The sequence below is a fragment of the Fibrobacterota bacterium genome (genome assembly GCA_019509785.1).
GTDB lineage: Bacteria > Fibrobacterota > Fibrobacteria > UBA11236 > UBA11236 > Chersky-265.
Genome location: JAEKLQ010000025.1, coordinates 144,801 through 170,340 on the forward strand (window position 1 = coordinate 144,801; position 25,540 = coordinate 170,340).

Below are 25,540 nucleotides of genomic sequence, written 5' to 3' on the forward strand. Positions count from 1 at the left end.
AAGGATGCGGGGTTCAGCCGGCGAGGGCATGCGGCGCCGGAGCGGCCGCCTTCCCGAGGGCCTCCGCCTTGGAGCCGATGCTCCCTGGCTTGCGGCGCGCGCGGGTTTTCGCGGCGGCTTCGCCGATGGACCCGGATGCCCCATGGGGTGCGGCCTCCTCTTGGATGAGATCGAGATCGAGCAAAGGTTCGGGCGAGACGATATGATCCCAGGTCTCCGAAATGAAGGCGCGGATCTCCTGGGCCAACCCATCGGTAGCCTGCATGTTAACCTCGCTGGCATAAGTCAGATCGCGCGCCTTGGCGTAGTAATACAGGTAGTCGCCGTCGTCCCTGCGTTCCAGGAACATGCTTTCCACCACCATGCCCTCGCGGCGTAGGGCTGCGAGCGAAAGGTCCCTGCGTTCGCCGAGGCTGCGGATGAAGTCGATTACGGCGGAGGTTTTGCCGGGGCGGATGCGGATCTTGAGGAGTTGCGTCTGGTACATGTGGGCTCTTGAGAATATAGGAAACATGCGGGTCGGAACGGATCCCGGCGCTGTCCGGTCCCGCGTCCCCCGGCCTCATTATGACGCGTATCCGCGGCCCGAAGCAAGCGCCGTACGCCGCCGCTTTTCGGGAGGCGCCGTCCCTTGGGAAGCGCCTATCCCGTCGGAAGGGTTAACGAATAGTCTTACGAAGCACCCAGGTGGTCATGCATCGGAGGTTCTGCACGTTGACCGAGCGCAGGGGTTCGGCCATCTCCGCCCCCAGGCGGCCGGCGGCCAAGAGGAGCTTGGCTTCGCTGGCCAGGAACCACTCCCCCCCGGTCGGCATGCGGTAGCGTCCCGATTCCAAACGCTCCAGACGGTTCTCGAGGCCGATGCTGGAAGACAGGCGCATGAACAGCAGGCCTCCCGGTGCGGTCGCGCGCCAAAGCCCGTCCAGCATGCGCTGGAAGTGCTCCTCGTCCCGGGCGAAGTGGAGGACGGCGCTGCAAACGACCAAGGCGAAGGCGCCCGCCGGCACCGTCATGTCCTCAATTTTCTCAACCCGAAAACGATCCGCCGGCAAGCCCGGAGCCATGGCGGCGGCCATCTCCCGCACGTGGTCGAGGGCATCGGCATCCTCGTCCACCGCGTAGACGTCGCAGCCGGAACGGAAGAAGTAGGGAAGATTGCGGCCGGTCCCGCAGCCCGCGTCCAGCATGGAGAGGGGAAGCTTCACCTTGCCCTTGAGGAGCAGATCGAACAGGTACACGTCGATGTCGCCGAACCAGGCCCGCAGATCGAGGGGGCCGGAGCCGGCGGGGCTTTCGGGCGGGGTCTGGGATGCGGGCATGGCGATTCTCCGGTCCTTCGGCAAACGTAGCAAGAGAGCGGCGGCACTTCGTGACGGGCGCCATCCCCCATGGCTGTCCCGCTGGCCCGAAATTGCTTCCCGCGCCGGGTGCCATCCCCCATGGCCGTCCCGCCCGGGCCGAAATTGCTTCCCGCCCCGGTCGGTGCTATTTTCTCCCGCATGGGCCCAATCCGCAAGCTCGCCGCCAGTGCGAACCTATTTATGGGACCGTTTCTTACCCGGGCCCCCATCCCTTCCCCGTGAGCCCGTTCCTCCCCAACGCGGCCTTCCGCCATCCCCGCGGTTGGTTGATGGGCATGCACTGGGACGATCTCCTCTTCGCCCATTGGCCCGTCGCGCCCGAGCTTCTCCGCCGCCTTGTCCCCGCCGGCCTGGACCTCGATCTTTTCGATGGCCGGGCTTGGATCAGCGTGGTGCCCTTCCGCATGTCCCACGTGCGGCCGCGCTACTTACCGGGCTTGCCGGGCCTCACGGCGTTCTGCGAACTGAACGTGCGTACCTACGTGGTGCGGAAAGCCATTCCCGGAGTCTGGTTTTTCAGCCTGGAAGCCTCCAATCCGGTGGCGGTGCGCGCCGCCAGGCGCTTCTTCCATCTGCCTTATTTCGATGCCGAGATGCGGTCGGAACGGCAAGGGAACCGCATCGAGTACGCCAGCCGGCGCACCCATCCCGGCGCGGCTCCGGCGGAGTTCGTAGGCGAGTATGGGCCTACAGGCCCCGCCTACCGCGCGGCCGCGGGTTCCTTGGAGGATTGGCTCACCGCGCGCTATTGCCTGTACGCCGCCGATGATGAAGGCGGCCTGTACCGGGTCAACGTGCACCATAAACCCTGGCGCTTACAGCCCGCCGCCGCCGAGATCCGCGTGAACACCATGACTTTGCCGATCGGGATTAAACTGGAAGGCGTCCCGCTCTTGCAATTCGCCGCGAAGACGGAAGTGGCGGGGTGGATGCCGGAACGGCTGTTATGAGAGGGCGTATGCAAAAGAACGGAAAAGCAGGCGCGAGGGTCTTAGCCCCGCGCCTTCGGGCGCGCTAGCCCGCTCAGTGGTGATGGCCGCCGGGACCGTGCACGTGGCCGTGGCCCAGCTCGTCCTCGGTCGCGTCGCGCACGCCCACGATGGTGACGTCGAAGTTCAGGTCCATGCCCGCCAGGGGATGGTTCCCGTCCACCACCACGTTATCGTTCTCGATGCCCACCACGGTGATGACGCGGACGCCGTCGTCGCCTTCGGCCTCCAGTTCCATGCCCACGCGCAGATCCTTGATCTCCGAGAAATTGTCCTTAGGGATGATTTGCATCAGCTCCTCGTCGCGGTCGCCGTAGGCGTCCTTGGCGGGAATCTGCGCCTTCAAGGCGTCGCCGGCGGACTTGCCTTCGAGGACGCTTTCCAGACCGGGAATCAATTGGCCCTGACCATGGATGAATTGCAAGGGGCGGCCCTTGGACGACTTGTCGAGGACTTCGCCCTTGGCGTTGGTGAGTGTGTAGTCGATGGAAACGACCTTGTTTTTGGCGATCTGCATGCTGGGCCTTGGTTAGCGTGGCTTCCGGCCCCAGGGCCGGAAAAAGCAAAGTAATATTTTCGACGGGGCTAATAGAGGAGGACGGGAGCCACCGGCCCCCCGTTCTCGCTGTAGTAATAGACCCCCGGCTTCGCCGACCCGCCCTTGCCGTCCTTCAAATCCCAAGACCAAAGCGTGGAATCGGGGGTGAAGCTCAAAGAACGCACCGACGAACCGGATTCGCTGAAGATGCGGATGTCGGAGGCGTGGGAGAGTCGCGAAAAGTATAGGCGGGCGGCAGACCCGTCCCGCAGGGGATTCGGATAGGCGATAAGGCGGGAGGAAACGACGCTTTGCAGGACGAGGATTTGCGCGCTCCAGGATTGCGTCGTGGACCCGTTGGCCAGCAGGAGCAAATTGACGCGGCCGGGCGCATCCGCGAAGTCCAATTTGGCGGTAGTGCCTGATAGCGGGCCGCCCAAACTGGAATCGGGACCGGAAAAGGCCAGGACCGGGACCAATCCCGTATCCTGGACCAGGACCGATTTCCCGCTGCCGGAGGCGCCGCTGATCTGCCAAGCGTTGATGGTCATGGGGAGTTGGGCGGGGGTTTGAAATGGATCCGGCGAACTTACGTTCAGGGCCCGGGTTTGGAGCGACGGCCATCTGGGCATGTCGGGGGAAAAGGGCTGAAAAGGGGGCCGCACCGGTTGGCCGCTGAAGGCCAACTGCGCGGCGAAATCGGCGTACAACTGGCGCAAGGATTTTCCCTTCGCCGCGCCGACGCGGGAGAGCGCGTCCCGGATATCGTTTCCGTTTTCGGCCAGTCGCTCCCAGACGGCGACATCGAAGCCCTCGCCGAGCACCTGATTGAGGAATACGTGGAAGATGCCGTTCCCGTACCAACTCAAGCGGAGCGGGTAATTGAACATGCCCACGCCGGGAAGGTCCTGGAAAAAGGCGGGCAGGTATTGCAGGTAGTCGTTGACCTCGGGCGCGTTGCGCTCTTCCATGCCCACGGCCGAGGTCTCGTACCAAACGTGCAAGTTGCCCAGCTCGGGGGTATAGGCGAATTGCACGGAATGGTAGAACTCGTGGAAGCAGGTCACCTGCAATCCGGCTTGCCAATCGATCCCGTAATTATGGATCAAGCTTCCCCGGTACTGGCTCATGATGGTGTCCCCGTCGGGGATGCCGCTCGCCGGGTCGATACGGGAATTATACAGGAGGTCGTTGTCCACCAACATGCTGCCTTCGGTGGAAGGATAGGTCAGGGCATAGTAGGGTTCGCCATGGTCCTCCGGTACGACCGTGCCTATGTCAGCGATGTCCACCGAATATTTCCCCTCGTTCCCGGGGGAAGCTTGGTAGTAAAAGGACAAGCCAACCGAATGGGGCGCGCGCATCCCGAGCGTATCGATGTAATAGCCGCGCGCATGTTCCAAGAAGGCGGCTATTGTCACGGAGTATTGCGGGTGGGGTGCGCCGAGGGAATCCAATTTGGAATCGATGAACGCGGCATCGTTCGGGCCCGTGCCATGCCCGGGCGCGATGCGGGACAAGGAATCGATCATGCCCAGCAGGACGGAATCGCCGTCCACGGTTTTAATCCGGCTTAGGCCCGCCAAGGTGTAACTAATCCGGAAATGGGCGGTTTCCAAGGTCCGATAGGCTTCGATCGCGGCCCCGCGTTTGGCGGACCGAAGCGGCATCAGGCTTTTCGCGCCGTGGGTCCGGAACAATTCGGCCGTGCCGCAGTGGATCTGCTGGGCGCCCGCGGGGAGAGCCAGCCCGATGGCGAGGATCAACGCCCGCATATCCGCTTCCCCTCGCCGGTTCCGATTCGCCGATCTTTCACGATGGATGTCCTCCCGCATTCCAAATATATAACCCGGATGGGAAGGAGAGGAAGTCCGGGGCGGAGCCCGTAGTCCGCGCGGGAGCCGACGCCGGACCTCCTCGAGATTAAAGGACGCCCCGCAGTCCGCGGAGCGAGGGTCCGTTCACTCCGAGAATGCTCACTCGGAAAAAGTAAAAGGCACAGTAACATGGTCGTTACCGGGGGCCCTCACGGGATCGAAACGCCAGGATCGCACCAGCCGCCCGACCTCGGCATCGAAATCCGCGGCTCCGGTGGTGGAAGAAACCACCGCCAACTCTACAACGTCCCCGCCGGGCGCGATGGAAAAGCTCAAGGAGAGCTTGCCCGCCAGGCCGGGGTACCGCTTGAGGAAGGAGTTGTAGGCGTGCCTGAGGCCGGGGCCATGGGAGCGGATGACCGCTAGGATGGCGGCGGAAGAACGGGCGTTGTTCTCCTGGGCGTACTCGATTGATGAAACACGCGCCGTGGAAGACAGGGCGGTCGGGGCCCTGGTCCCGCTATGCGGGAGTTCGGGGAGGACGCCCGGTCCGCAATCGGCTCCCGCGCAACCGGTTCCCTCTTCCGTGTACTCAATATTGAATTCATGGCTTTCCGCCCCGCGTCGGCCGGAGATGCGGGATTCCGAGGTATGCTTCAGGACCGGAAGTTCGGTGAGCTTGTCCACGTCCATATGCTTGAAGGCATGGGAAAGGATTTCCGAGGCATTGATGTCGAGCCGGTTGGTGCGGGAAGTGATGAGGCTTTGGCCCAGCCAGCCCGGCTTCTTCGCAACGTGAGCGGTCTTCGGCTTCGGCGATTTATTTCCCGTCTGGCCTGGCGTCACGTGATTCTTGACGAGGCGCTGATCCTTGATACTGCCGTGGTAGTCCTTCGGGGGCACCGCCGTGTAGTGGCCCGGATGGGGATCAACGGGGGGATCGACCAGCGGAGGCGGAAGCATGATTTGCACCGTGAGGGCCCAGGCCGCGAAGGCGGACCCGAGCATGGACCCCGCGCCCGTACAGCTCAACAATCGTCGATCATCCTCGACGCGGAGTTTTTCTTCCAATGGACCGGGGGAATTCTGTTCGCGAAAAGACAATACCTTCGAACCGGACATGCGGAGTCCTCCTAGGGGGAAAAGGGATCCAACTTCGACCGATGGCGAATTGCGGAGACGGCGACGGGCGGAGCGTGAGGGACCAGTAACCGGGGCGTTTCCCCCTGGAACCGATACGATTCGTTCCGCTGAATCCTAATATACCACGCCCGCGGGCGCCGCGCGCTGCCTTTCGGACCGTTACTATTCCCGATCTCCGTCGGCCCCCGGCATTGTCCGCGCCGGGCCTGCGGGGTACAATGGCCCAGGCCGCCCTGACCGCGGCCCTGGGGTTTCGGCCGCTTCCACGGCGGCCAAGTCACGGGAGGCGAATCCATGGGAATTTCCGGGAAACCGAAGCGTTCGATGCGGGTAGAGCGACTGCTTTTTATGGTGCTTGGGGCCTGCGGCGCCGCCGCCGCCCTGGATTCGGCCGATCTCTCCGGAATCGCCTTTTTCCCCACCGACAATCCCTGGCATTTCGACGTGTCCAAAATGCCCCTGGATCCGAACTCCGCCAAGCTGGTGGCTTCCGTAGGGTCCGGCACGGCTTTGCATCCCGATTTCGGAACCGACCTGGGCGGCGTTCCCTGGGGCATCCCCTATGTGCTGGTGGACAAGACCCAGGCCAAGATCCCCGTCAACTACACCGACTACGGGGACGAGAGCGATCCGGGCCCCTACCCCATTCCTCTCAATGCCTTCGTGGAAGGCGGGGACCCGAACAAGGGCGATCGCCACGTGCTGGCGGTGGATAAGGATGCCAAGATCCTCTACGAGCTCTACGTGGCAATCCCGCGCGCCGATCATTGGGACGCGGCCTGCGGCGCGAAATTCGATCTGACTTCGAATACCCTGCGCACCGATGGCTGGACCTCCGCCGACGCCGCCGGCCTTCCCATCCTGCCGGGCCTGGTCCGTTACGACGAGATCAAACGCGGCGTCATCGACCACGCCATCCGCATGACCGTGGACGTTTCGCGCAAGTCCTATCTCTGGCCGGCGCGCCACCAGGCGGGATCCACCACCAGCCTGGATGCGCCGCCTATGGGCCAGCGCTACCGCCTCAAAGCGACATTCGACATTTCCGGATTCCCTCCGGCGGCCCAGACCGTGCTCACCGCCCTGAAAAAATACGGAGCCATCGTTGCCGATAACGGGGGCAACTGGTTCCTCTCGGGCGCGCCCGACTCGCGCTATCCCGATTCCGAGATCGATGCGCTGAAGCGCGTGAAGGGAAGCGACTTCGAGGCGGTGCAAAGCGTGGACGACAAAGGCAACCCTATCTACCCGGCGGGATCGGGCATCGTAACCTGGCTGCGGCCCGGCCGCGCCGCGAACACGGGTCCGTTCTACTCCCTGTCGGGGCGGCGGTTGCCGCCGGACCGGATCGCCGCGGATATTCCGCTATTCATTTTCCAAGCGCCCGCCGACGGGGCGCCTTGAAAGCCTAGACCGCCAATATTGGTATTAACCTGGGAAAGGCTATCCGTTGCCTTCCCACTCGGCCAGGAAGCGTTCCAGAAAGGCTTCCATGAAGCGATGCCTTCCCTCGGCGATGGCCCGGGCGGCCTCGGAGTTGAGGCGGCCCTTGAGGGTAAGCAGCTTCTCGTGGAAATGGTTCACGCTGGTGGACTTGCCGGCGCGGTAGCTGCCGTGATCCAGATCGCGCCGGGGCGGAAGGTCGGGATCATGCATGGGCTGGCCCTTGGACCCGCCGTAGGCGAAAGCCCGGGCGATGCCGAGGGCGCCGATGGCGTCCAAACGATCCGCGTCCTGGACGGCCATCAACTCGGGCGATTTGGGCCGCGCGTCCCCATCGAGCTCCTTCCCGAAGGAAACTCGTTCGACCACGTCCTCCACCCGGGCCCGGCGTTCCGCGGATAGGCTAAGACCCTCCAGGAAGCCCGCCAGCTCGCGCCGCCCCGCTAGCGGATCGGGGTTCAGCTTGGGGTCGGCAACGTCGTGCAGCCAGGCGGCCATTTCCGTTACGAAGGGATCGGCGCCGAGGGGTTCGGCCAGGCGCAGGGCCAAGGCGCGCACCCGCCGCAAATGGTGGAAATCGTGCCCTCCGGAATCATGGGCGCAGCGGGCGCGGACGAAGGCCTCGGCCCGGGAAAGGGATTCGGCTTCGGTTAGGGATTTCGGGGGATTAGCGGGGGGCAAAGGGTCGTTATCGGGATGCATGCGGAGAATCTAATTCCACGGCGAATTTGGTATAATAAGACGACCCCTGCGGGGGTTCCAATCGACATCGGGGAACAGGCTATGGGCTACAGCGGCGGCAAAGGCAATTACGAAGAACGGGACCGGCTTTTCCAGAAAAGCTTCGACGGGAAGCAGGTGAATCGCCAAGAGGTCAAGAAGAACCTGGACGCCCTCTTCGGCGGTTCCACTAAGGCGGAAAAAGAGAAGGTGGATCGGTGCGCCAACGGCCATAGTTGGGTGCGCGATTTCAACCGGAAGATGATTTGCGCCTACTGCCGCGCGCCTAAGCCCGAGTAATCCCCCTCCGCCGCCGGACCCCCGCCAAGCCGGGCCCCGCGCGCCTATTTCCCGAGCACGCCCGTGGCCGCGGCTTCATTGAGCACGGCGTCCGTCTCCAAGCATTCTCCGCAACGATCCTTTTCCAAATCTACCGTGATCCTCACGACGGGACGGCGCTCGGTGCGGCTCACCGTGCGGGAACGCGTCCGCTTTCCGGCCCAGGGCTGGCCGGGATAATTGTTCTCGCGGACGGCGTCGGTCTCGCGCACCGTCTCCCGATCTTCATTGGCCTTGGTCTTGCCCTCTTCCAGGCGGAAATACGGGAAGCTGCCGCCCTTCGCGATCTCGGCCGCGCGCACCAAGGCGTATTTCTTGGCGGCCAGCTCGTCCTGATCCGAGGTACCATGGAAGGAGATCTGCCAGCGATTGGGGGCCACCGAGACTTCGGAATAGCCTTCCCCGCTGGAAAGGGGATGATAGGGATTGGAAGGGGCGCAAGCGGCGAGAAGGGCGAAGGAAAGGAAGGGGAGGGCGCGATTTCTCATGGACCCAAATTACTCATCGGGCCCGCGGAACCAAAGCCGGTCGGGAGGCTTCTTGGTAACGCGGTCCACCCGGGCCCGGATAGGCCCGCATTCATGGGATCGCTTCTAAAGCGGCGCGAATTGGATCTCGACGCCTTTCTCGGCCGCCAGATCCAGCGCGATGGGTTTGATGCGGCGGCGGAAACGATCCATCACCAAGAGCACCTTCGGCTTCTCCTGGTCCTTGAGGTTGGCCTGGGTCACAACCCCCAGATAGCCCATGAGGAAAGGCTTGGGGGACTTGGACACCACCACGCGGGTGCCGGTGGGGAAAACGGGGATCAAGGTGATGAGGGCGTTGACGACATGGGTATTGAGCCCTTTACCCGCCTCCCCGATCAGCATCTTCATGGCCTCCAAGGGGGGCAGGGGCGCCACCGTGTTGGGATGGGGCGAAATGGCGGTGATGTAAGCGTCGGCCACGGCCGCGATCTGCGCGTAGCGATGGATGTGCCCGCCCGCGTGGCTCAGGGTCTTCTGCGGCGTGACGTCATCTCCCTTGAGCTTTCGCGGGTAGCCGCGCCCGTCCAAACGCTCATGATGCTGGTAGGCCACATGCGCGGTGTTGATATTGATGCCTTCGTTGGCCCGCAGGATGGCGAAACCCACGGCGGGATGTTCCTCCAGGATATGCATCTCCTGCAAGGTCAGGGGTGTTTTCTTCTCCAGCAAGGCCTGGGGCACGATGATCATCCCCAGGTCCATCAGGAAACAGCCGAGGGCCAGTTCCTGGATGTCGGCTACGGCATACTTCAGCCGCCCCGCGATCAGGGTGGCGGTGATGGTGACGTCGAGGGCGTGCTGATGCAGGTAGCCGTCGGTGGTGCGCATGGAGGCCAGGTTGATCATCAACGGCTCGGAACCCAGGACCGATCGGATGATCTGGTCGACGATGGATTTCATCTTATCGGTCGCGATGATGTTCTTGAACCGGCCGGGATCGGAAGTGAACTTGGAGAGGTTTTCGAGGGTGGAATCCTGGGTCTCGCCCACCTTCTCCAGGATGCTCAGGTTGTCCTTCCACGCCTGCTGGGCCTGGAGGGCGAGCTGATCATTGACGTTGCCGGCGGGCAAGGAATCTTCATTCCCGACGCGAACCCACAAGGATCGCATGCCCTGCCGCTTGCAACGGGCGATGATGGCCTCGTCCAGCACGTATCCGGCGGCCAGCATGACGCCGGAAGATCCGCCCAGGACGGAGCGGGCGACCACCATTCCTGGCGTGATTTCGTTTATGCCGAATTCGATCATCGACAACCCCGGCCCCGGCGACGGCGCGAAAACCGTAACCGAAGCTCCCGATCGATTCTAGGGCCTGACGCTGGGAACGGTCAATGCGGGCTTGGAGACTTTGGGCTTCCTTGTGGCGTTCTGGGGAATGCCAGCGTGACTTCGGTGCCTTCTCCCTCCCGGCTGGCGATGGCGATGCTGCCGCCATGGGCTTCCATGATGCGTTTGCACAAGCTCAAACCCAGGCCGTAGCCACCGGTTTCCCGGGAACGCGAGCGATCCACGCGGTAGAAAGGCTCGAAGATTTTCGGCAGTTCCGATTCCGGGATGCCCACTCCGCGATCCTCGATTCTCACCTTGACTTCGTCCGCATCCGCATCGATGCGGACTTGGACCGGTTGCGCGCCTTCCGGGGAGTATTTCATGGCGTTGTCGATGACGTTGGCCAATACCTTGCGGACGCGCGCCCGGTCCGCGCGAATCACCGGTCCTTGGCCGCCCGGTCCTTGGCCGCCCCTCACCCCGATCAGCTTGGCCCCCGGAGAACGCCCCTCCGCATCGGCTACGATCTCGGCCGCCAGCGCGGGCAAATCGACGTCCTCGAGGTCGAGCTTCCCGTTGTCGCTGTCCAGCCGCGCCGTCTCAAGGATCTCGGAGATCATCGCTTCCATCTCACGCAAATCGTCCCGGATGCTTTCCTTAGCCATGCCGTCGGGACCCATTTCCAGCGCCAGCCGGATTCGGGTGATGGGGGTCCGCAGCTCATGGCTCACGTCCAGCAGCAATTGGTCGCGCAAGCGGATGCGCTCCTTGAGGCCGGAGGACATGGCGTTGAAGGAATGCGCCAGTTCGCCCAGTTCGTCGTGTCCCCATTCGGGGATTTGATGCCCGAGCTCGCCGCGGCGGATGCGCTCGACCGCGTTTGTCAGGGTCTTGAGCGGGGAGAGCATACGGCGGATGACCATGAACGCGACAGCGAGGCAGAATGATACGAGGCCGATAAGCAAGGCCAGCGATCCGCCCCGGCCCTGGGAAAAAGGGCCGAACTCGGCAGCGAAGGTGATGTCGCCCATGCCGCCCGGCGTTACGCCGCCCGGCGCCTGGCCCGTGACGGTACCGCCCGCCGGCACTTGGATGAAGAAGCTGTGATGGGCCCAGCCCATGCGGACGCCGGGCTCGCCCTCCAGCCCGCGGACGTTCTTGCCCTCTCCCGAATCCGTCGGAATGGCCGGGCCCGGGGCGCTTTCCCAAACCCCCTGCGGACCTGAAAAACGGATGCGCAGGGCATAGCGGTTGGCCAGCGCTCGCGCCTTGGCGGTGTCCGGCGGCGAACCGATCTCGGCCGCGAGGGAACGGGCATAGTGGGCGATGTTGCGTTCCAAAGGGATATGCGTTTGCCGGAAGAAAGACAGGCGCCAGAATCCGCCCACGGAAATATTCACGCACACGCCCGCCGCCACCAGCACCAGCAGGAGCTTCAGCAAGAGGGAGCGATGGGAATGCCGGCGATAGACTTCCCCGGGCAGGCAGCGGCGCGAATGCCAGCTAGGGCGCATCGTTCTCCCCGCCGGCATCTTCATCGCCGATGTACATGTAGCCCGCGCCGCGCACCGTCTTCAGATAGCGGGGCCGCTTGGGATCGTCCCCGAGCTTCTGGCGCAAGCGGCTGATCAGCACGTCGATGGAACGGTTGTACGGCTCCCATTCCATGCCCTTGGTGCGATCGAGGATTGAATCCCGATCCATTACCTTGCCCGGGCTGCGCGCGAACAAGGCGAGCACTTCGAATTCCATGGCCGTGAGGTCGGCCGCGCGGCCCGCCACGGTGGCCTCGCGCCGGCGGAAGTCGAGATCCAGGGTCCCATGGTGGATCCGGTCGGGCCCCTTCTCCCCGCCCCCGCCGCGTCGCAGCACCGATTGGATGCGCGCCACCAGCTCGCGCGGCTCGAAAGGCTTGGGCAAGTAATCGTCGGCGCCCAACTCCAGGCCCAGGACCCGATCGGCCACCTCGCCGCGCGCGGTGAGCATGATGATGGGCACCGAGAAATCCCGTCGGATTTCCCGGCACATTTCGAATCCATCCTTATCGGGCAGCATCACGTCCAGGATGATGATATCGGGAATCTCGCGCCGCAGGAAACGGATGGCCTCGTCCGGATGGAAGGCGTTGACGCCTTTCAATCCGAACTTGGCCAGGTAATCGGCGAGCAATTTCCCCAACTTGCGGTCATCGTCGACGATGAGTACGGTTTTCATGATGCGTCCTATATGACCAAAGCGCCCCTACGCGCAAAGGTAGGGACAACGGGCCTCAGTGACAACGGCGATCCAGCTTCTCGAGCTTGGCGGCCAGCTTCTCGCGCTGCGCCGGGGTCAGGATGGCATGGAACTCCGCGAACTCGCCCACCACGAAGCCCCGCAGCTCCTTCATCTTGGCCTCGCGTTCGTCCAGGGCCTGGTTGATCTTGCCGGTATCGACCGAGCTGGCGCGGATCTGGCCGATAAGCAGATCCTTGAGGCCGGCGTGCAGGGCCCGGAAATCGCCCTGCCGCGCCAACAGGGCGGATTTGATGGTATCGAGCTTGGCCTTCTGGGCGGCGTCCAAGCCCAGCTCGGAGGCCACCTTCTTGGCGATCCAATCGGCCCTTTGTTGGGGATTGCTGCGCCATCCGCAGCGGCGATGGCAGCCGCCCAGCAGGCAGGCCGCGCCGACCAGGGCGACGACGGGAACGGCGAAACGGAAAATGCGACGTAAAAGCATGGGTCTCCTCCAGGTTACCGGCTACTTGCCGGGGACGGTTTCCGGGTTCTCCGCGGAGCGGAGGCGAGGCGCTAAGCCGAGCCTCCATTCCGCCGGGATCCCTTTTGGTCCTGGGTAGAAGATACGGGGCGCAGGTAAGCCCCCCTTGTCGCGGCTGTAACGGATTGTAACGGATTCCGATGGGCAGGGCCGGCGGGCCGGCGCGCCCGTTGAAGGCCTCGGGGGCAAAAGGTTTTTTAGAAGGAAGCAGCAGTTATGGAGGTAAGCCATGCCCGAACGTAAAACCCCGCCCGCCTCGGGCGACCGTAAATCCAAAAAGGTCCGCTATGCCGTGGTCGGCCTCGGATACTTCGCCCAAGAGGCCATTTTGCCCGCCTTCGCCAACGCGAAGAAGAATAGCGAACTGGCCGCCCTCGTATCGGACGATCCCGAGAAGCTCAAGAAGCTGGGCCGCAAGTACGGCGCGCAATCGGGATTCGGTTACGACCGCTACGACGAATTGCTCGCCAGCGGCGAGATCGACGCCGTGTACATCGCGCTTCCGAACGATCTGCATAAGGATTTCGCCGTACGCTCCGCCAAGCAGGGCATCCATGTCCTCTGCGAAAAACCCCTCGCGTTGTCCGATCGAGATTGCGAGGAGATGATCCGCGCCGCCAACGAGCATCACGTGCGGTTGATGACCGCCTACCGGTTGCACTTCGAGCCCGCCAACCTGAAGGCCATCGAGGCCATCAAGTCCGGGGCCATCGGGGAGCCGCGCTTCTTCAACAGCTCTTTCTCCATGCAGGTGAAGGACGATAATATCCGCGTGAAGACCGAGCGCGGGGGCGGCCCTACCTGGGACCTGGGCGTCTACTGCGTGAACGCGGCCCGCTACCTTTTCCAGGACGAGCCCATCGAGGTGGTCGCGCGCATGGCCAGCAAGAAGGACGACCCGCGCTTCCATGAAGTGGAGGAAATCAGTTCCGCCATCCTCACCTTCCCGGGGGACCGCCAGGCCACCTTCACCTGCGGCTATAATGGCGCCGACTTATCCTGGTATAGCGTGACGGGAACCGAAGGCTACGTCTGCCTGGACAACGCATACGATTACGCGATGCCGACGACCCTGGAAATATCCAAGCAAGGCAAATCGAAATCCAAGGAGTTCGGGAAACGGGATCAGGTGGCCCCGGAGATCCTCTACTTCTCGGACTGCATCCTTAGCGGGAAGGAGCCCGAGCCCTCGGGCTTGGAAGGCTTGGCCGACGTGCGCGTGATCCGGGCCATCCACGAGTCGGCGCGCACGGGCAAGCCGGTGGCCTTGGAACATTTCGAAAAGCGCTCGCGGCCCGCCGGGGACATGGCCGCCAGCAAGCCTCCGGCCGAGCAAGAGGACTTGTTCCATGCCGAGGCGCCTACGCGAGGATAGGACCGACGCGCCATTGGAGCTCTATACGAAGCGCCAATGGCGCGCAATCCCACGCGGCCCGATGGCGTACCATCGCAGGTCCGGTCTTCGACCCCGGCCCGATTACTAACTTTGGCATGCCATGGCCGAGCCGATCCTCACCTACGCAATCATCGCCCTGAACGTGGCGATTTCATTTTGGGGGTTTTCCTCCTTGCGGGCCGGCAGCTTTCGCCGTTTCGTTTTCGCGCCCCATGAAGTGAGACGGGGCCATAACCTGCTCGGCATGCTGCTCTCGCATTTCTCCCATGCGGACGCGTGGCATCTTTTCTTCAACATGCTCACCCTCTACGTATTCGGCCGCGTGACGGAAGCGGGCCTGGGGACGAACATGTTGATCATTTACGTCGCGGCGGGTTTGGCGGGCAATCTGCTCATCCTGCTCTTGCGCGGAAGCGACCCGGGATACCGCGTCCTGGGGGCCAGCGATTCCGTCACCGCCATCCTCTTCGCCGCCATCGTACTGCGCCCGGAGATGTCCATCCAATTCCTGGTGATCCCCATCCCCATTCCCGCGCCGATATTCGCGGTGATTTACATCGCCTACACCAGCTTCCTGCTCGACAAGGGCATCGGAAACGTTTCCCACGAAGGCCATCTGGCCGGGGCGTTGACGGGGCTGATCCTCGGAGGGTGGCTGGCTCCCGATCATTTCGCGCCGCTACTCGAGCGCGTCCACCGACTGATCCATTGAGCGCTCCGCCATCCGCCTGGGGCCGCGCCTTCGCCGCGGCTCACGCCAATATGATCCCCGGACTGGTACTGCAAGCCTTCGCTATCGCGCTGGTCGCCGCCTATTACTGGCACGCCCCCACGCGGTCGGCCTTGGATGGCTTGGCGGCGGTGAAATCCCGCTTCGGGTACGCCTATAGCATGCTTTCCACCGCCCTCTTCGGGGGCGCGATCCCTTTCCTATACATGCGCTTGAACTCAGGTACCCGCAAAGTTACCCCCGGCTCGCACGGCCCGTTCTACCTGGCCTTCTGGGCTTATAAGGGATTCGAGGTGGACTTGTTCTACCGCATCCAGGGTTGGCTTTTCGGGAACCTTCCCACGCCCCGGACGATCGCCGAAAAGGTCGTGGTGGACCAATTCGTCTACTGCGTACTGATCTCCATGCCCTTCACGGTCATCGCCTTCTTTTGGAAAGACACCGGCTTCGATTGGAAAAGGCTGCGCGCCCTTAACCTTCCCGGCTTCCTGAAAGCGACCCTGCCGGTGGCGCTGCTCGGGACTTGGATCGTCTGGATCCCGGCGGTAACGGTCATCTATTGCCTTCCGCCCGCCTTGCAGATCCCGTTGTTCAATATCGTGCTCTGCTTCTACGCCCTCATGATCGCGGCGCTGAATGCCCGCAACGCGGTCGTCGGCTCCGCCGTCACCCCGGTTCCCTGATCGCCCCGCCCGGCCCTCAAGTCCGCTCGAAGAGGAACGCGTTCCCCTGCTTTCCCACACGGCGGATCAACCCCATGCGGTCCAGGCAATACGTCATGCGCGCGATGCGGAAAGGGGGCTGCTTCAGCTCCCGGGCAATCTCCTTGTTGGTCGACGGCCCGGTCCATGCGTGCGGCAGCACCTTGAGGAAATCCTCCGGCTGCCGGAATACATGGATTCCGCTTACGTCCAAGAGCAGGTGATCGCGAATGCTCGTCCCTTTGCGGCGCCAACTCCCTCGCCCGTCTTCGCAACGGAGTTCTTCTTCCTTCACCAGCACCACCTCGATTGAGAAGCGCGGGTTGAGGAAGAAATGCGGGAAGCTGACCAACTCGTCGAATAAATCGTAGACCGTGCCGCGCTTAGGCGACTTGCGCCGCGCCACGACGGTGACGCCATCGGCGGAGAGTCGCGTTATCCATTTCTCGGCCGCGACGGGATGCACCACCCGCACCGGACGGCATTCGAGCAAGGCGGCCACCTTCCGTTTCATGCCCCCGAAATTCCCCGTCTGGATTTCGATGACTTCGTCCCCGCGGCGGATGTCCACCCAATATTCCCCGACCTTCTCCTCGACGCAATCGCCAGGCTCGGCATACAAGCGCTTGAGCCGGGCGTGCAGGGACCGCTCTCGTAGGGTGCCTATGCCGGTGGGGGTCATGTCATCCAATTATACCAATAGGTAGATGTGGATGGGTTTCCGGAGGCGGGGGCGCCCCTCAGACGAAGCTAGACTTCCTTCCGGGTCGCTGCGAACCGTGCCCCGATGTCGTCCGCGATTTTGGGTTCGGTCATTTACGCCCGGCGCGCATCGCCGAGCCCCGCCGATTGCGCCTGATCCGCGCGGACTATCGACGAGATCCGATCTTTCCGCGGCGGCACGGTTCGCCTCCCTTCGATTCGGGGCGCCCCCGCCTCCGGAACCCCAACGACCCCACCCGTTGGGTAACCGGCCGCAACCCTCGCGTGGACGAAAGATCCTTCGGGGCGAAGGAGAAGCCGCGATGCGGTCTTTAAGGCCCGCGGAAAAGCGCGGCCAAGGAATTCCCGAGAGGGATTCGTCCATCGGGCCGCCGGCAATCGACGCAAATCCCATCCCGCCGCGTGGCCGAGGCAGCGCCCGCCGGGGACGGGGTCGGGGCGCGCGCGGATGGTGAGTTATGAGCGTCGATTCCTGGGAAGGGAATCGACCCAACCAAAGGGAAGCCCGCGCTCTTCAAATGCGCGGGCGCCGCCCTTCCCAGGGATCGGAAAGACCCGAAGCACCGAAAGCGAATAGTTCGAGCCAGCCGCGCGCGCACCGACACCGGCACCGGAGAGACCTACCTCGGCACCCGCGCCATTGGTACAATGAGATGGAAAAGGTTAATTACCAGGGAGGCCTCATGGACGAACTCACAACCCTGCTGGATTTACTTTGGCGCGATTATAGCGCGATCAATCCGCAAGCGGAACGCATCCATGCCCTCCTCGAAGCCCGCGGAGAGACCCTACTCAACGACCACGTCGCCTTCCGCACCTTCGCCCATCCCGGACTCGGCATCGAAGTCTTGGCCGCCCCTTTCGTACGCCTGGGGTACGCGCCCGCGGGCGATTACCTGTTCCCCGAAAAGAAACTCACCGCCCGCCATTACCAGCATCCCGACGCGCGCCATCCCAAGGTCTTCATCAGCCAGATCCACATGGACCAGCTGAGCGGCGGCGCGCGATCCATGCTGCTCGGCCTCATCAACCGCATTCCCCCGGGGTTCACCGCCAAGCCGGGCTGGCTCGCGGCCGGGCGCCCATGGGTCATCGATCATTCCACCTACGAAGCCTTGGCGCGCGAAAGCGAATACGCCGCCTGGTTGTCCGCTTTCGGATTCCGGGCCAACCATTTCACGGTTTCCGCCAATGCCCTGCGGACCTTCCCGGGCCTGAAAGAATTAAACCTCTTCCTCAAAGCCAACGGATTCCGGCTGAACGCGGCCGGGGGCGAAATCAAGGGCTCGCCCGGAATCTACCTGGAGCAATCCTCGACCCTGGCCAATGAAGCCAGCGTCGATTTCGCCGGGGGACCGCGCGTGGTGCCGGGCTGCTACTACGAATTCGCGCGGCGCTACCCCATGCCGAACGGTAAGCTGTTCCAGGGTTTCAACGAGAAGTCGGCGGATAAGATCTTCGAGTCCACCGATCGCGGGACGCGCTAGCCCGCGAGGAACTTCGGAAGCCCGAGGATCCCGTAGATCCCGTCCGTGGTAATCCGGCTCTCTTCCAGCAATTCCGGATCGGCCAAGTCGGCGGGCAGCAGTCGATCGCGATAGCGCAATTCGATCCAAGCCCGCAAGCGGCCATAGGATTCCTCGGAAAACTTCACCCCCGCAGGCACGGCGGCCCATTCCTCCGAAGTCAATACCGCCCGCAAACGCAGGCACGCCGGGCCGCCCCCGTTGCGCATGCTCTGCCGCAGATCGGCGAACTCCACCCCGATGCCCTCGCGTTCGGCCAGGGCGGCAAGGTATTTACGCGTACGCAGCTCCTCCTCGCACTCCACGGCGGCCAAGAGCCGCATGGCGCCGCTCGGCAAGGTCAGCAACTGGCTATTGAACAGGTAGGTGGCCACAGCGGTAGACAGCGGGACTTCCCGCGCGGAAACCTCGATGATCCGCATGCCATCCCCGGCCAGGGCCCGGTACTTGCGGCGCAAATCGCGCAGGACCGCGATGCGATCGCGGAAGGCCGCTTCATGGCAGAACAGCGTTCCTTCGTTGCCGACCGCGATTACGTCGTTATGGAAAACGCCGGCGTCGATGGCCGCGGGATTTTGCGCCGCGAAGACGACCCGCGCCGGCGCCAGTCCATGCAGGCGCGCGACGGCTTCCGAAGCCTCGCTCGATTGCCGGGCGGGAAAGCGTTTAGGCCCCGCGGCGGCGGGGCCGCCGGCCCCGGCCAAGGCATCCCGGCCGTAGACGAAAAGATGGATCCCGCGTTTCCCATGGGCGGGGGCCAGCCGGGTATGATTGGCCGCGCCTTCGTCGCCGAACTGGTTTCCCGAGGGCAGAGGCTCATGGTGCGCGAAGCGCGGTCCCGGGAACAAAGCGCGCAGCAAAGCCGCCGTACGGGGCGCTTCCAAGCTTCGATGGACCTGCCCGGAGAGATTCGCCGGGGTAACATGGGCGCGTTTGTCCCCGGAGTCGATGGAAGGGCAGAAAGTGGCCGCATTGGCGGTCCACATGGAAGAGGCGCTATAGCATGCCGCCAGTAGCACCGGATCGGCCTTGCCCGCCTTCGCCAGGATTTCGGCATCGGAGCCGGCGAAGCCGATGCGCCGCAGCCAATCGATCTCGGGCCGCGGGAGGGGCGGGACGACCGCCTGGGCGATGCCGAGCGCGGACACGCGACGCATCTTCTCCAAGCCCTGCAACGCGGCGGCCTTGGGATTGGCGGGCTTGCGGCCGTTGGCCTGCGAAGCCACGTTGCCGTGGGACAGCCCGGCGTAATTATGCGTCGGCCCTACCAGCCCGTCGAAGTTGGCTTCCATAGACAGAGTATACGCCCTTTCGCCGATCCAGGCTGATCCGAAGTACATTTTTAGCGGCTGTTTGGCGCACCCGCTTTCGCGCCGATCGGCATCCGGAAATCTTTTTACGACGGGGTTACATGCGCCGCTCGCTGCTTGCCTTACCGATGGTTTTGCTCTTCTCCGCTTGCTTCGAAACCGCCTCGGTGGCGCCCGTCCCATTCGACACGCAACGGTCGTCATTCGATTTCCCCGCGGGCCAGACCCGGCTTATGCTCCGCTCGTTCACCGTCGAAAACCCGGACGGCAAAAAAACGACCAACCATGAACTCGGTTGGTTCCGGATCGAAAAGGACACCCTATTCGGAAATATGCCCGCCAAGGTCGTGGACTCCCGCTATTGGAATCCCTATACCGACACGGTCTTCCGCCGCAGCCAAAGGGATCTGTACGTTTTCGAGGATTCCCAGGTTTCCGTTTATACCTTCAAGACGCGCGACTGGAACGACTACATCGGCGGCTTCTCGGTCGGCCTTTTCAAAACCGCCGATGCGGACACCTTTATCTTCTCCGATCGCCAAGTCAGGCTAAAATACCCTCTTATCGAAAACCGTCCCTGGTCGGTGCGTCCAATCATCACCGACCCGTTACAACCTGGCGAAGACCTTCCCAAGGAATTCCTGGGCCTCGACACCCTGGAATTCCAGGGCCGGAACTTCGTTTGCGGGAGAATGGTCTTGCACGGGTTCGGGGGGACGCCCATCCTGACCTGGATTTCCAAGCTCGGGCTACTGAAAGCGGAAATCGACGGGTCGTATATCGTGACGGATTCCTTGGACGATTCCCTCGGGACGGGGCATAGCTACGAATCCTACTCCCTACTCGATCTGGGGATCGACTCGACGGCCGTCCCCGGCTATTTCGGGCGGTACGGGAACGGGCCTTATCCGCACGGACCGGACGGTCTTTAGGGATCGATTCCCGGCGGGAGTTTGCCGGGCAATGCCGCCTTGTCCGCCTCCATCGATGCTACGGGATAGGCGCAGTAATCCGCAGCATAATAGGCGCTCGGCCGATGGTTGCCGCTGTCGCCCACACCGCCGAAAGGCAGCTTGCCGCTAGCCCCCGTGGTGGGACGATTCCAATTCACCACCCCCGCGCGAATGCCGTCGAGAAAGGCGTCCCAGCGCTCCCGCCCATCGCTGATCAATCCCGCGGCCAATCCGTACCGCGTCCGGTTCGCTTCTTCCAGCGCCGAGGCGAACGAATCCACGCGCACGATTTGCAGCAAAGGCCCGAAGAACTCTTCGTCCGGTCGTTCCCGGGCCCCGGTAACATCCACGATACCCGGGGTCAGCAGGGCCGAGCCTGCGCTCGCGCCGCTCCCGTCCACGCCGCTCCCGCTCCCCCCGCCTCGATTCCCGCCGTCTATGCCCGCACCCGCGTGGAGCGCCAAGCGCCGCATGGGGGCCAGGATTTTCCCGCCGTCCTTCTCGAGCCTGGCCTGGGCCGCCAGCATCCGGTCCGCTGCGGCCGCGGAAATCACCGGTCCCAGGAACGGCTCAGGATTCCCGTCGGCATACCCGACGCGCAGGCGCGGCAACAATTCCCGCAAGGCGTCCAGATAACGCCGGCCCGCTTCCCCTTCCGGCACGATCAGGCGACGCGCGCAGGTGCAACGCTGGCCGGCCGTGATGAACGCCGATTGCGCGGCGATCAAGGCCGCCGCTCCGGCATCGTCGCAATCCCAGATCAAAAGCGGATTGTTGCCGCCCAACTCCAAGGCCAGGATGCGGCCGGGATGTTCGGCGGCTTGTTTCGAGAGGGCCACGCCGCCCGCGACGCTTCCCGTGAAGAAAAGCCCGTCCAGGCCCGGGTGCCCCGCCAGGGAAACGCCGGTGTTACGTCCCCCCTGCACCATGCCCAGCACGCCCGCCGGCAGCCCCGCCTCGATCCAGATGGAGGTGGTCGCCTCGCCCACTCCTGGGGTCATTTCGCTGGGCTTGTAGACCACGGTGTTCCCGGCCAACAGGGCCGGCACGATATGGCTGTGGGGCAGATGCCCCGGCAGATTGAAGGGCCCCAATACGCCCACCACTCCATGGGGGCGGAAGCGCTTCACGGCCGTGAATCCCGCTTGGGCCGAGGCCGTCTCCGCGCAGCGATCCCGGTACGCCTCGATGGAATTCCCCACCTTGGCGATCATGGTTTCCACTTCTTGGCGGGCCTCCCAGCGGGGCTTACCGGTTTCCAAGGTAATGGCGGCCGACAAGTCGGCCAAAGAAGCCTGTAATTGGGACGCGAACGCTTGCAACACCCCGATGCGTCCGTCCAGGCCTAAGGCGTGCCAGCCGGACAGGGCCGCCCGCGCCGCGGCCACGGCCGCATCCACTTGGGCGGCGTCCGCTTCGCGGCCCGTCCAGACCGCCGCGCCGGTCGCGGGCGATACCGATCGGAACTCCGGCCCTCTTCCCTCGCTCCATTCCCCACCGATGAAATTGCCTTGGCTCATGACGACTTCCCCGCCCGTAGCGGCGCGATGCGCACGGCATCGCCTTTCCGGAGATCCAGAGCTTGGGCGGTGGCGCGGGTGATTTCGATGCCCTTACCGGGCGCCAAATTCAAGGGGGCCGCGGTGGCGCGGAAGCCCTGGGTATAGGTATTGGAAATGATATACAAATCGGAGTCGATTTCCTTCGGGCTGATCTTGTGGACCGCGGAGACCTGGCTTTCGCGCACGGTGCGGATCTCATCGGTGGCGCAACTCACGATGGGTCCGCTCTCGAAGATGTCCACCATGCCCGTGAAGGCGAAGCCTTCGCTTTCCAGAAGCTTGATGGCGGGCACCGTCTCGGAATGCACCCGGCCGATCACGTCCTGGGCGGCCCGCGGCAGGAGCGGGATGTAGATCGGGTGCTTGGGCATCAGGTCGGCGATGAATTGCTTGTCCTTCATCACCAGCGCGTCGGCCTTGGGGAAATCGATCTCGAAGAAATGCCGGCCTAGGGCGTCCCAGAACACCGAGCCGCCCTTTTCGTCGATCACCCCGCGCATCTCGGCCAGCACCACCGGATCGAAAAACTCGCGATGATCGGCGATGAACATGAAACGGGACAACGACAGCAGCCGCCCGTTGGATCCCCGGCGGGCCTCGGGGGCGAGGAATAGGCTGCCGATCTCGGACGGGCCGTTATGCTCTTCCACCAGGTGCAAGGCGCGGACCTCCTTGCGCACCTTCAGCATCTTCGATTCGATGACGCCCGCGACGATGCGGTAGGCGTAAAAGGGCTCGAAGCCGCCGACCTTGGACACGATGCCCGCGGTGCCCAGCACCTTCTTCTTTTCCTGATCCTCCATCACGAAAAGGTAGGTCTCGCCGCCCGGTTTTTCCGCCATGCGCGCGAAGCCGCGTTGCGATTCCTGGATGCGTTTCCTCAGAAGATGGCGATCATGCGGTAAAGTCGTTAGGCCGAAGCTGGTCTGCGCCGACAGCTCCATCAAGGCGTCCAGATCGCCGGTGACCACGGGACGGATGATTACCATGTCAGGCGCCGCCTTGGGCCGCGGTCTCGACGAGCACGCGTTCGATGATCGGAAATGCCCTATCGATATCCGCCTCCGCGATGCCGCCCACCGGCAACAGGAAGCGGGCCTTGGCCGGCGTCCCGCCCGCGATGAAACCGATCACGCCGGCTTCGAACAGGCTTTTCAGGTACCGCGCCACGCGTTCGGGATCGCCGCCCAACGGAGTGAAAGCGATCATCCCGCCCATGCCGAAAGGTCCCGCGGCCAGATCCGGCCGCCGCCGCGCCAGGTCCCGCAGCTTATCCGTGAAATGGCGGCTCAAGCGCATGATCTTCCCGTCGTTCCCGAGCAGGCCCTGGCCCTCGATGAAATCGAGGATCGCCAAGGCCGAACGGATGGCGATGGTGGGCGCCGTGAAAGTCTGGCTGATCAGGCCGGGTTTGGGCTTGAACTCGGCGCGGATCAAGGTGGCGCAGGCTTGCGTCAGCTTGCCCAAGGTGACGATATCGGCGTACTGGTCCAGGCCGAAATGCTGGAAGGCGAACAGTTCCGAAGTGCGCCCGAAGGTCTGGATCTCGTCGAAATGGACCGCGATACCGGCGGCCTTCAGGGAGGGGATCAGGGCCCGGAAGAAATCCGCCGACCCCGGAACGTAGCCGCCGCCTTCGCCTTGGATCAATTCGAAGATCATGGCCGAATGGCGTCCGGGGTAACGCGCGAGATGCTCCTGCAAGGCCGCCACCGCCGCCGCCGTGCTCTCGGCCGGACGCGATTCGTCGTAAAAGGGCACATAGTCCACCGCCAGGGTCTGGGGCAGCCCTTGCCGGTAGGCCGGCTTATCCGTCACCTGGGAAAGAGCCAAGGTGCGGCCCGCGAAGCCATGGGCGAAGGCGAGGACCCGGTCGGACCCGGGGTTTTTCTGGAAGGCGATCTTAAGCGCGTTCTCGTTGGCCATGGCGCCGCTGCTGGTGATGAAGGCATGGGCCAGTTGGGCGCCTTTCCGGTTACCGCCTTCCAACAGGCGGCGAGCCAGCGCTTCGCTTTCCACGTTCTGCTGCAGGTTGCCCTGCATCACCGTGTTCCCCAAGGCCGCGTCCACGCCCACCGCCAGCAGGGCGGGATGGTTATGGCCCAGGTAATGCACGCCGATGCCCGTGATGAAATCGTATTTCACGCTCCCGTCAGCCAGTTCCACCAAAGCCCCGTTCCCAAGGCCGCTACCCAGGTAGGGATAGTACAACGCCCCTCCCCGCTCCGTCCCGAAGCGCGCCAAGGCGTCGAGGTAGCCCTGGCGCAATTCCGGATCGGGCGGGCGCACGCCGGTGATGCCGGCCTGCGCATCGCGCAAGGCCTCGGCCAAAAGGCGTTTCGCCTCGGTGACCCGCGCATCCGCGGCCAATGCCGCCGCCGCCAACTTGCCCATCAGCTACCGTTCCTTTCCCGACCGCGACCCGCGGAAGGTATTCACTTCCAAGTCCATTCCCCGGAGCCCAGCTTCATCAAGAGCAGCGCGGTCAAGCGCGCGCGCTCCGCAAGGCTATTCAAGTCCAACCACTCTTGCGGGCTGTGGATATCGCCGCCGCGCGCGCCCAGGGTGTCCACGTTGGGCAACCCGGCCGCCGCCAATTTGTTCCCGTCCGAAACGCCCCCGCTCGGCTGCCATTGCAAATTCATCCCCAGCTCGCGGCCGCAACCGGCCACCGCCTCCAGCAAGGCCAGCCCGCGGGGTTCCAGGGGCTTGGGCGGCGAAGTGAAGTTGCCGTGGAAGGAAAGCGCATAACCATCGCGCCGCGAGAATTCCTCCGCCTGCGCGCGTAGGAACTCTTCCACGACCCTCTGATCATCGCCGTCGCGCACGCGCAGGTTGAAGCGGGCGATGGCCAGATCCGGCACCCGATTCAAGGCACCCCCGCCTTCGATCTTGCCCACGTTCACGGTGAGGCCCCCGTAACGACGTCCCAAATGATCCAAGGCCACGATGAACTCCGCCAAGGCATGCACCGCGTTGCGGCCCAGGTGCGGATCGCGCCCGGCATGCGAGGCCCGTCCCCGCATCACCGCGGCGAAATTCCCCGATCCCTTGCGCGCCCCCACCAGGTTGCCGTCGCTGAGGCACGGCTCATAGAGAAGGCCGAAATGATTGCGCGCGGCCGCTTCCTTAAGAAGCGATAGGGATCCCGGCGAACCGATCTCCTCATCCGGGTTAAGCAGTACTTCCCAGCCTACGCGTTCCGCCCACGGGCTCGCTTCGAAAGCCTCCAGCGCATGCAGCAGGATGGCGATGCCGCCTTTGGCATCGCAGGCCCCGGAGGCCCGTAACACGTCGCCCTCCGCCCGCGCCGACGCCGAGACCGTCACGCCTTCCCCGTACACCACATCGTAATGGATCCCGAGGAACACGCGTGTCGGCGCATCGGGCCGCTTGCGGAACCGCAAGGCCTTGCCCAGAGGGAGCAGGGCCTTCTCGCCCCGGGCATCGATTGCGGTCTGAGGCTCCAAGCCGAGTTCCTCGCAAACGCCCCCCAAGCCCGCGAAGGCTTCCTTCAATTCGGCGGCCATGCGGGCGAGGCCCGCGATATCGTAGCTGCCCGAGGGGACATCGACCCAGTCGAGCACGCGCTCGCGCATGGCGGAGGCACGATCGGAAAGGGCGTCCAGATAAGGATCATAGGGGTGCATGATGGGTTCCGCCGGCGGAGGCCGCGGCCCAGCGAAACGAGCGCGGGGCTTCCTGGGATCTATAATTCCAAAAAGACCCAAG

At 63.9% G+C, this 25,540-nt stretch carries 25 protein-coding genes; 8 read left to right on the forward strand and 17 right to left on the reverse strand.

The window, feature by feature from the left end; genetic code table 11:
- Positions 1-13: 13 nt before the first annotated feature.
- Complete coding sequence (locus tag JF616_04720; GenBank protein ID MBW8887044.1) at positions 14-487, reverse strand: hypothetical protein; 474 nt, start codon at positions 485-487, stop codon at positions 14-16.
- A gap of 172 nt (positions 488-659) precedes the next feature.
- On the reverse strand, positions 660-1,319 hold the full coding sequence (locus JF616_04725) for a class I SAM-dependent methyltransferase (protein ID MBW8887045.1): 660 nt from the start codon (positions 1,317-1,319) through the stop codon (positions 660-662).
- A gap of 311 nt (positions 1,320-1,630) precedes the next feature.
- Between JF616_04725 and JF616_04730 the strand changes: the two genes are divergently transcribed.
- Complete coding sequence (locus JF616_04730) at positions 1,631-2,311, forward strand: DUF2071 domain-containing protein (GenBank protein ID MBW8887046.1); 681 nt, start codon at positions 1,631-1,633, stop codon at positions 2,309-2,311.
- A 73-nt stretch (positions 2,312-2,384) separates the two neighbouring features.
- Here the strand turns inward: JF616_04730 and JF616_04735 are convergent, their stop codons facing one another.
- The 3 genes from JF616_04735 to JF616_04745 form a co-directional block, all read right to left on the reverse strand.
- A complete protein-coding gene (locus tag JF616_04735) occupies positions 2,385-2,867 on the reverse strand; it encodes a peptidylprolyl isomerase (protein ID MBW8887047.1) in 483 nt (160 codons plus the stop codon).
- A gap of 68 nt (positions 2,868-2,935) precedes the next feature.
- A complete protein-coding gene (locus tag JF616_04740) occupies positions 2,936-4,663 on the reverse strand; it encodes a hypothetical protein (protein ID MBW8887048.1) in 1,728 nt (575 codons plus the stop codon).
- 201 nt (positions 4,664-4,864) lie between these two features.
- Complete coding sequence (locus JF616_04745; GenBank protein ID MBW8887049.1) at positions 4,865-5,827, reverse strand: TonB family protein; 963 nt, start codon at positions 5,825-5,827, stop codon at positions 4,865-4,867.
- A gap of 345 nt (positions 5,828-6,172) precedes the next feature.
- On the opposite strand from JF616_04745, the gene JF616_04750 reads away from it, so the two are divergent.
- Positions 6,173-7,252, forward strand: a complete 1,080-nt coding sequence (locus JF616_04750) for a hypothetical protein (protein MBW8887050.1) — start codon at positions 6,173-6,175, stop codon at positions 7,250-7,252.
- Positions 7,253-7,291: 39 nt separating this feature from the next.
- Here JF616_04750 and JF616_04755 read toward each other — a convergent pair whose 3' ends face one another.
- Positions 7,292-7,993: an HD domain-containing protein gene (locus tag JF616_04755; GenBank protein MBW8887051.1), complete on the reverse strand. Its 702-nt coding sequence runs from the start codon at positions 7,991-7,993 to the stop codon at positions 7,292-7,294.
- An 81-nt stretch (positions 7,994-8,074) separates the two neighbouring features.
- Between JF616_04755 and JF616_04760 the strand changes: the two genes are divergently transcribed.
- Positions 8,075-8,311: a hypothetical protein gene (locus tag JF616_04760; protein ID MBW8887052.1), complete on the forward strand. Its 237-nt coding sequence runs from the start codon at positions 8,075-8,077 to the stop codon at positions 8,309-8,311.
- 44 nt (positions 8,312-8,355) lie between these two features.
- Here the strand turns inward: JF616_04760 and JF616_04765 are convergent, their stop codons facing one another.
- The 5 genes from JF616_04765 to JF616_04785 form a co-directional block, all read right to left on the reverse strand.
- Positions 8,356-8,838 carry a hypothetical protein gene (locus JF616_04765; GenBank protein MBW8887053.1) on the reverse strand — a complete coding sequence of 161 codons (483 nt, stop codon included), beginning with the start codon at positions 8,836-8,838 and terminating at the stop codon, positions 8,356-8,358.
- Between the two features lie 105 nt (positions 8,839-8,943).
- Positions 8,944-10,128, reverse strand: coding sequence for an HD domain-containing protein (locus tag JF616_04770; GenBank protein MBW8887054.1), 1,185 nt, complete (start codon positions 10,126-10,128; stop codon positions 8,944-8,946).
- Between the two features lie 80 nt (positions 10,129-10,208).
- The gene (locus JF616_04775; GenBank protein ID MBW8887055.1) at positions 10,209-11,663 is read right to left on the reverse strand and encodes a HAMP domain-containing histidine kinase; all 1,455 of its coding nucleotides are present in this window, start codon (positions 11,661-11,663) and stop codon (positions 10,209-10,211) included.
- The gene (locus JF616_04780) at positions 11,653-12,363 is read right to left on the reverse strand and encodes a response regulator transcription factor (GenBank protein ID MBW8887056.1); all 711 of its coding nucleotides are present in this window, start codon (positions 12,361-12,363) and stop codon (positions 11,653-11,655) included. Before JF616_04780 ends, JF616_04775 begins: the two co-directional genes overlap by 11 nt.
- A gap of 55 nt (positions 12,364-12,418) precedes the next feature.
- Positions 12,419-12,868, reverse strand: a complete 450-nt coding sequence (locus tag JF616_04785) for a periplasmic heavy metal sensor (protein ID MBW8887057.1) — start codon at positions 12,866-12,868, stop codon at positions 12,419-12,421.
- A gap of 268 nt (positions 12,869-13,136) precedes the next feature.
- Between JF616_04785 and JF616_04790 the strand changes: the two genes are divergently transcribed.
- The 3 genes from JF616_04790 to JF616_04800 all read left to right on the forward strand — a co-directional run bounded on the left by JF616_04790 (position 13,137) and on the right by JF616_04800 (position 15,716).
- Complete coding sequence (locus tag JF616_04790; protein ID MBW8887058.1) at positions 13,137-14,282, forward strand: Gfo/Idh/MocA family oxidoreductase; 1,146 nt, start codon at positions 13,137-13,139, stop codon at positions 14,280-14,282.
- Between the two features lie 121 nt (positions 14,283-14,403).
- Positions 14,404-15,015: a rhomboid family intramembrane serine protease gene (locus JF616_04795; GenBank protein MBW8887059.1), complete on the forward strand. Its 612-nt coding sequence runs from the start codon at positions 14,404-14,406 to the stop codon at positions 15,013-15,015.
- Positions 15,016-15,065: 50 nt separating this feature from the next.
- The gene (locus JF616_04800; GenBank protein ID MBW8887060.1) at positions 15,066-15,716 is read left to right on the forward strand and encodes a hypothetical protein; all 651 of its coding nucleotides are present in this window, start codon (positions 15,066-15,068) and stop codon (positions 15,714-15,716) included.
- Between the two features lie 16 nt (positions 15,717-15,732).
- Here the strand turns inward: JF616_04800 and JF616_04805 are convergent, their stop codons facing one another.
- Entirely contained in the window at positions 15,733-16,416 is a 684-nt protein-coding gene (locus JF616_04805) for a hypothetical protein (protein MBW8887061.1), read from the reverse strand.
- A gap of 724 nt (positions 16,417-17,140) precedes the next feature.
- Here JF616_04805 and JF616_04810 point away from each other — a divergent pair.
- Positions 17,141-17,944 (forward strand): DUF1338 domain-containing protein, encoded by an 804-nt coding sequence (locus JF616_04810; GenBank protein MBW8887062.1) that lies wholly within the window; start codon positions 17,141-17,143, stop codon positions 17,942-17,944.
- Here the strand turns inward: JF616_04810 and astB are convergent.
- Positions 17,941-19,323, reverse strand: a complete 1,383-nt coding sequence (astB, locus tag JF616_04815) for an N-succinylarginine dihydrolase (GenBank protein MBW8887063.1) — start codon at positions 19,321-19,323, stop codon at positions 17,941-17,943. The genes JF616_04810 and astB overlap by 4 nt on opposite strands.
- Positions 19,324-19,394: 71 nt before the next feature.
- Between astB and JF616_04820 the strand changes: the two genes are divergently transcribed.
- Positions 19,395-20,225, forward strand: coding sequence for a hypothetical protein (locus JF616_04820; protein ID MBW8887064.1), 831 nt, complete (start codon positions 19,395-19,397; stop codon positions 20,223-20,225).
- Here JF616_04820 and JF616_04825 read toward each other — a convergent pair.
- From JF616_04825 to JF616_04840, 4 genes are read right to left on the reverse strand one after another with little or no spacing between them, the layout of a single operon-like run.
- Complete coding sequence (locus JF616_04825; GenBank protein ID MBW8887065.1) at positions 20,222-21,766, reverse strand: aldehyde dehydrogenase family protein; 1,545 nt, start codon at positions 21,764-21,766, stop codon at positions 20,222-20,224. The two genes, JF616_04820 and JF616_04825, sit on opposite strands and share 4 nt — an antisense overlap.
- Positions 21,763-22,797 (reverse strand): arginine N-succinyltransferase, encoded by a 1,035-nt coding sequence (locus tag JF616_04830; protein MBW8887066.1) that lies wholly within the window; start codon positions 22,795-22,797, stop codon positions 21,763-21,765. The genes JF616_04825 and JF616_04830 overlap by 4 nt, the downstream gene beginning before the upstream one ends.
- Position 22,798: 1 nt before the next feature.
- Positions 22,799-24,202 (reverse strand): aminotransferase class III-fold pyridoxal phosphate-dependent enzyme, encoded by a 1,404-nt coding sequence (locus JF616_04835; GenBank protein ID MBW8887067.1) that lies wholly within the window; start codon positions 24,200-24,202, stop codon positions 22,799-22,801.
- Between the two features lie 41 nt (positions 24,203-24,243).
- Positions 24,244-25,458, reverse strand: a complete 1,215-nt coding sequence (locus JF616_04840) for a hydrolase (protein ID MBW8887068.1) — start codon at positions 25,456-25,458, stop codon at positions 24,244-24,246.
- Positions 25,459-25,540: the final 82 nt, after the last annotated feature.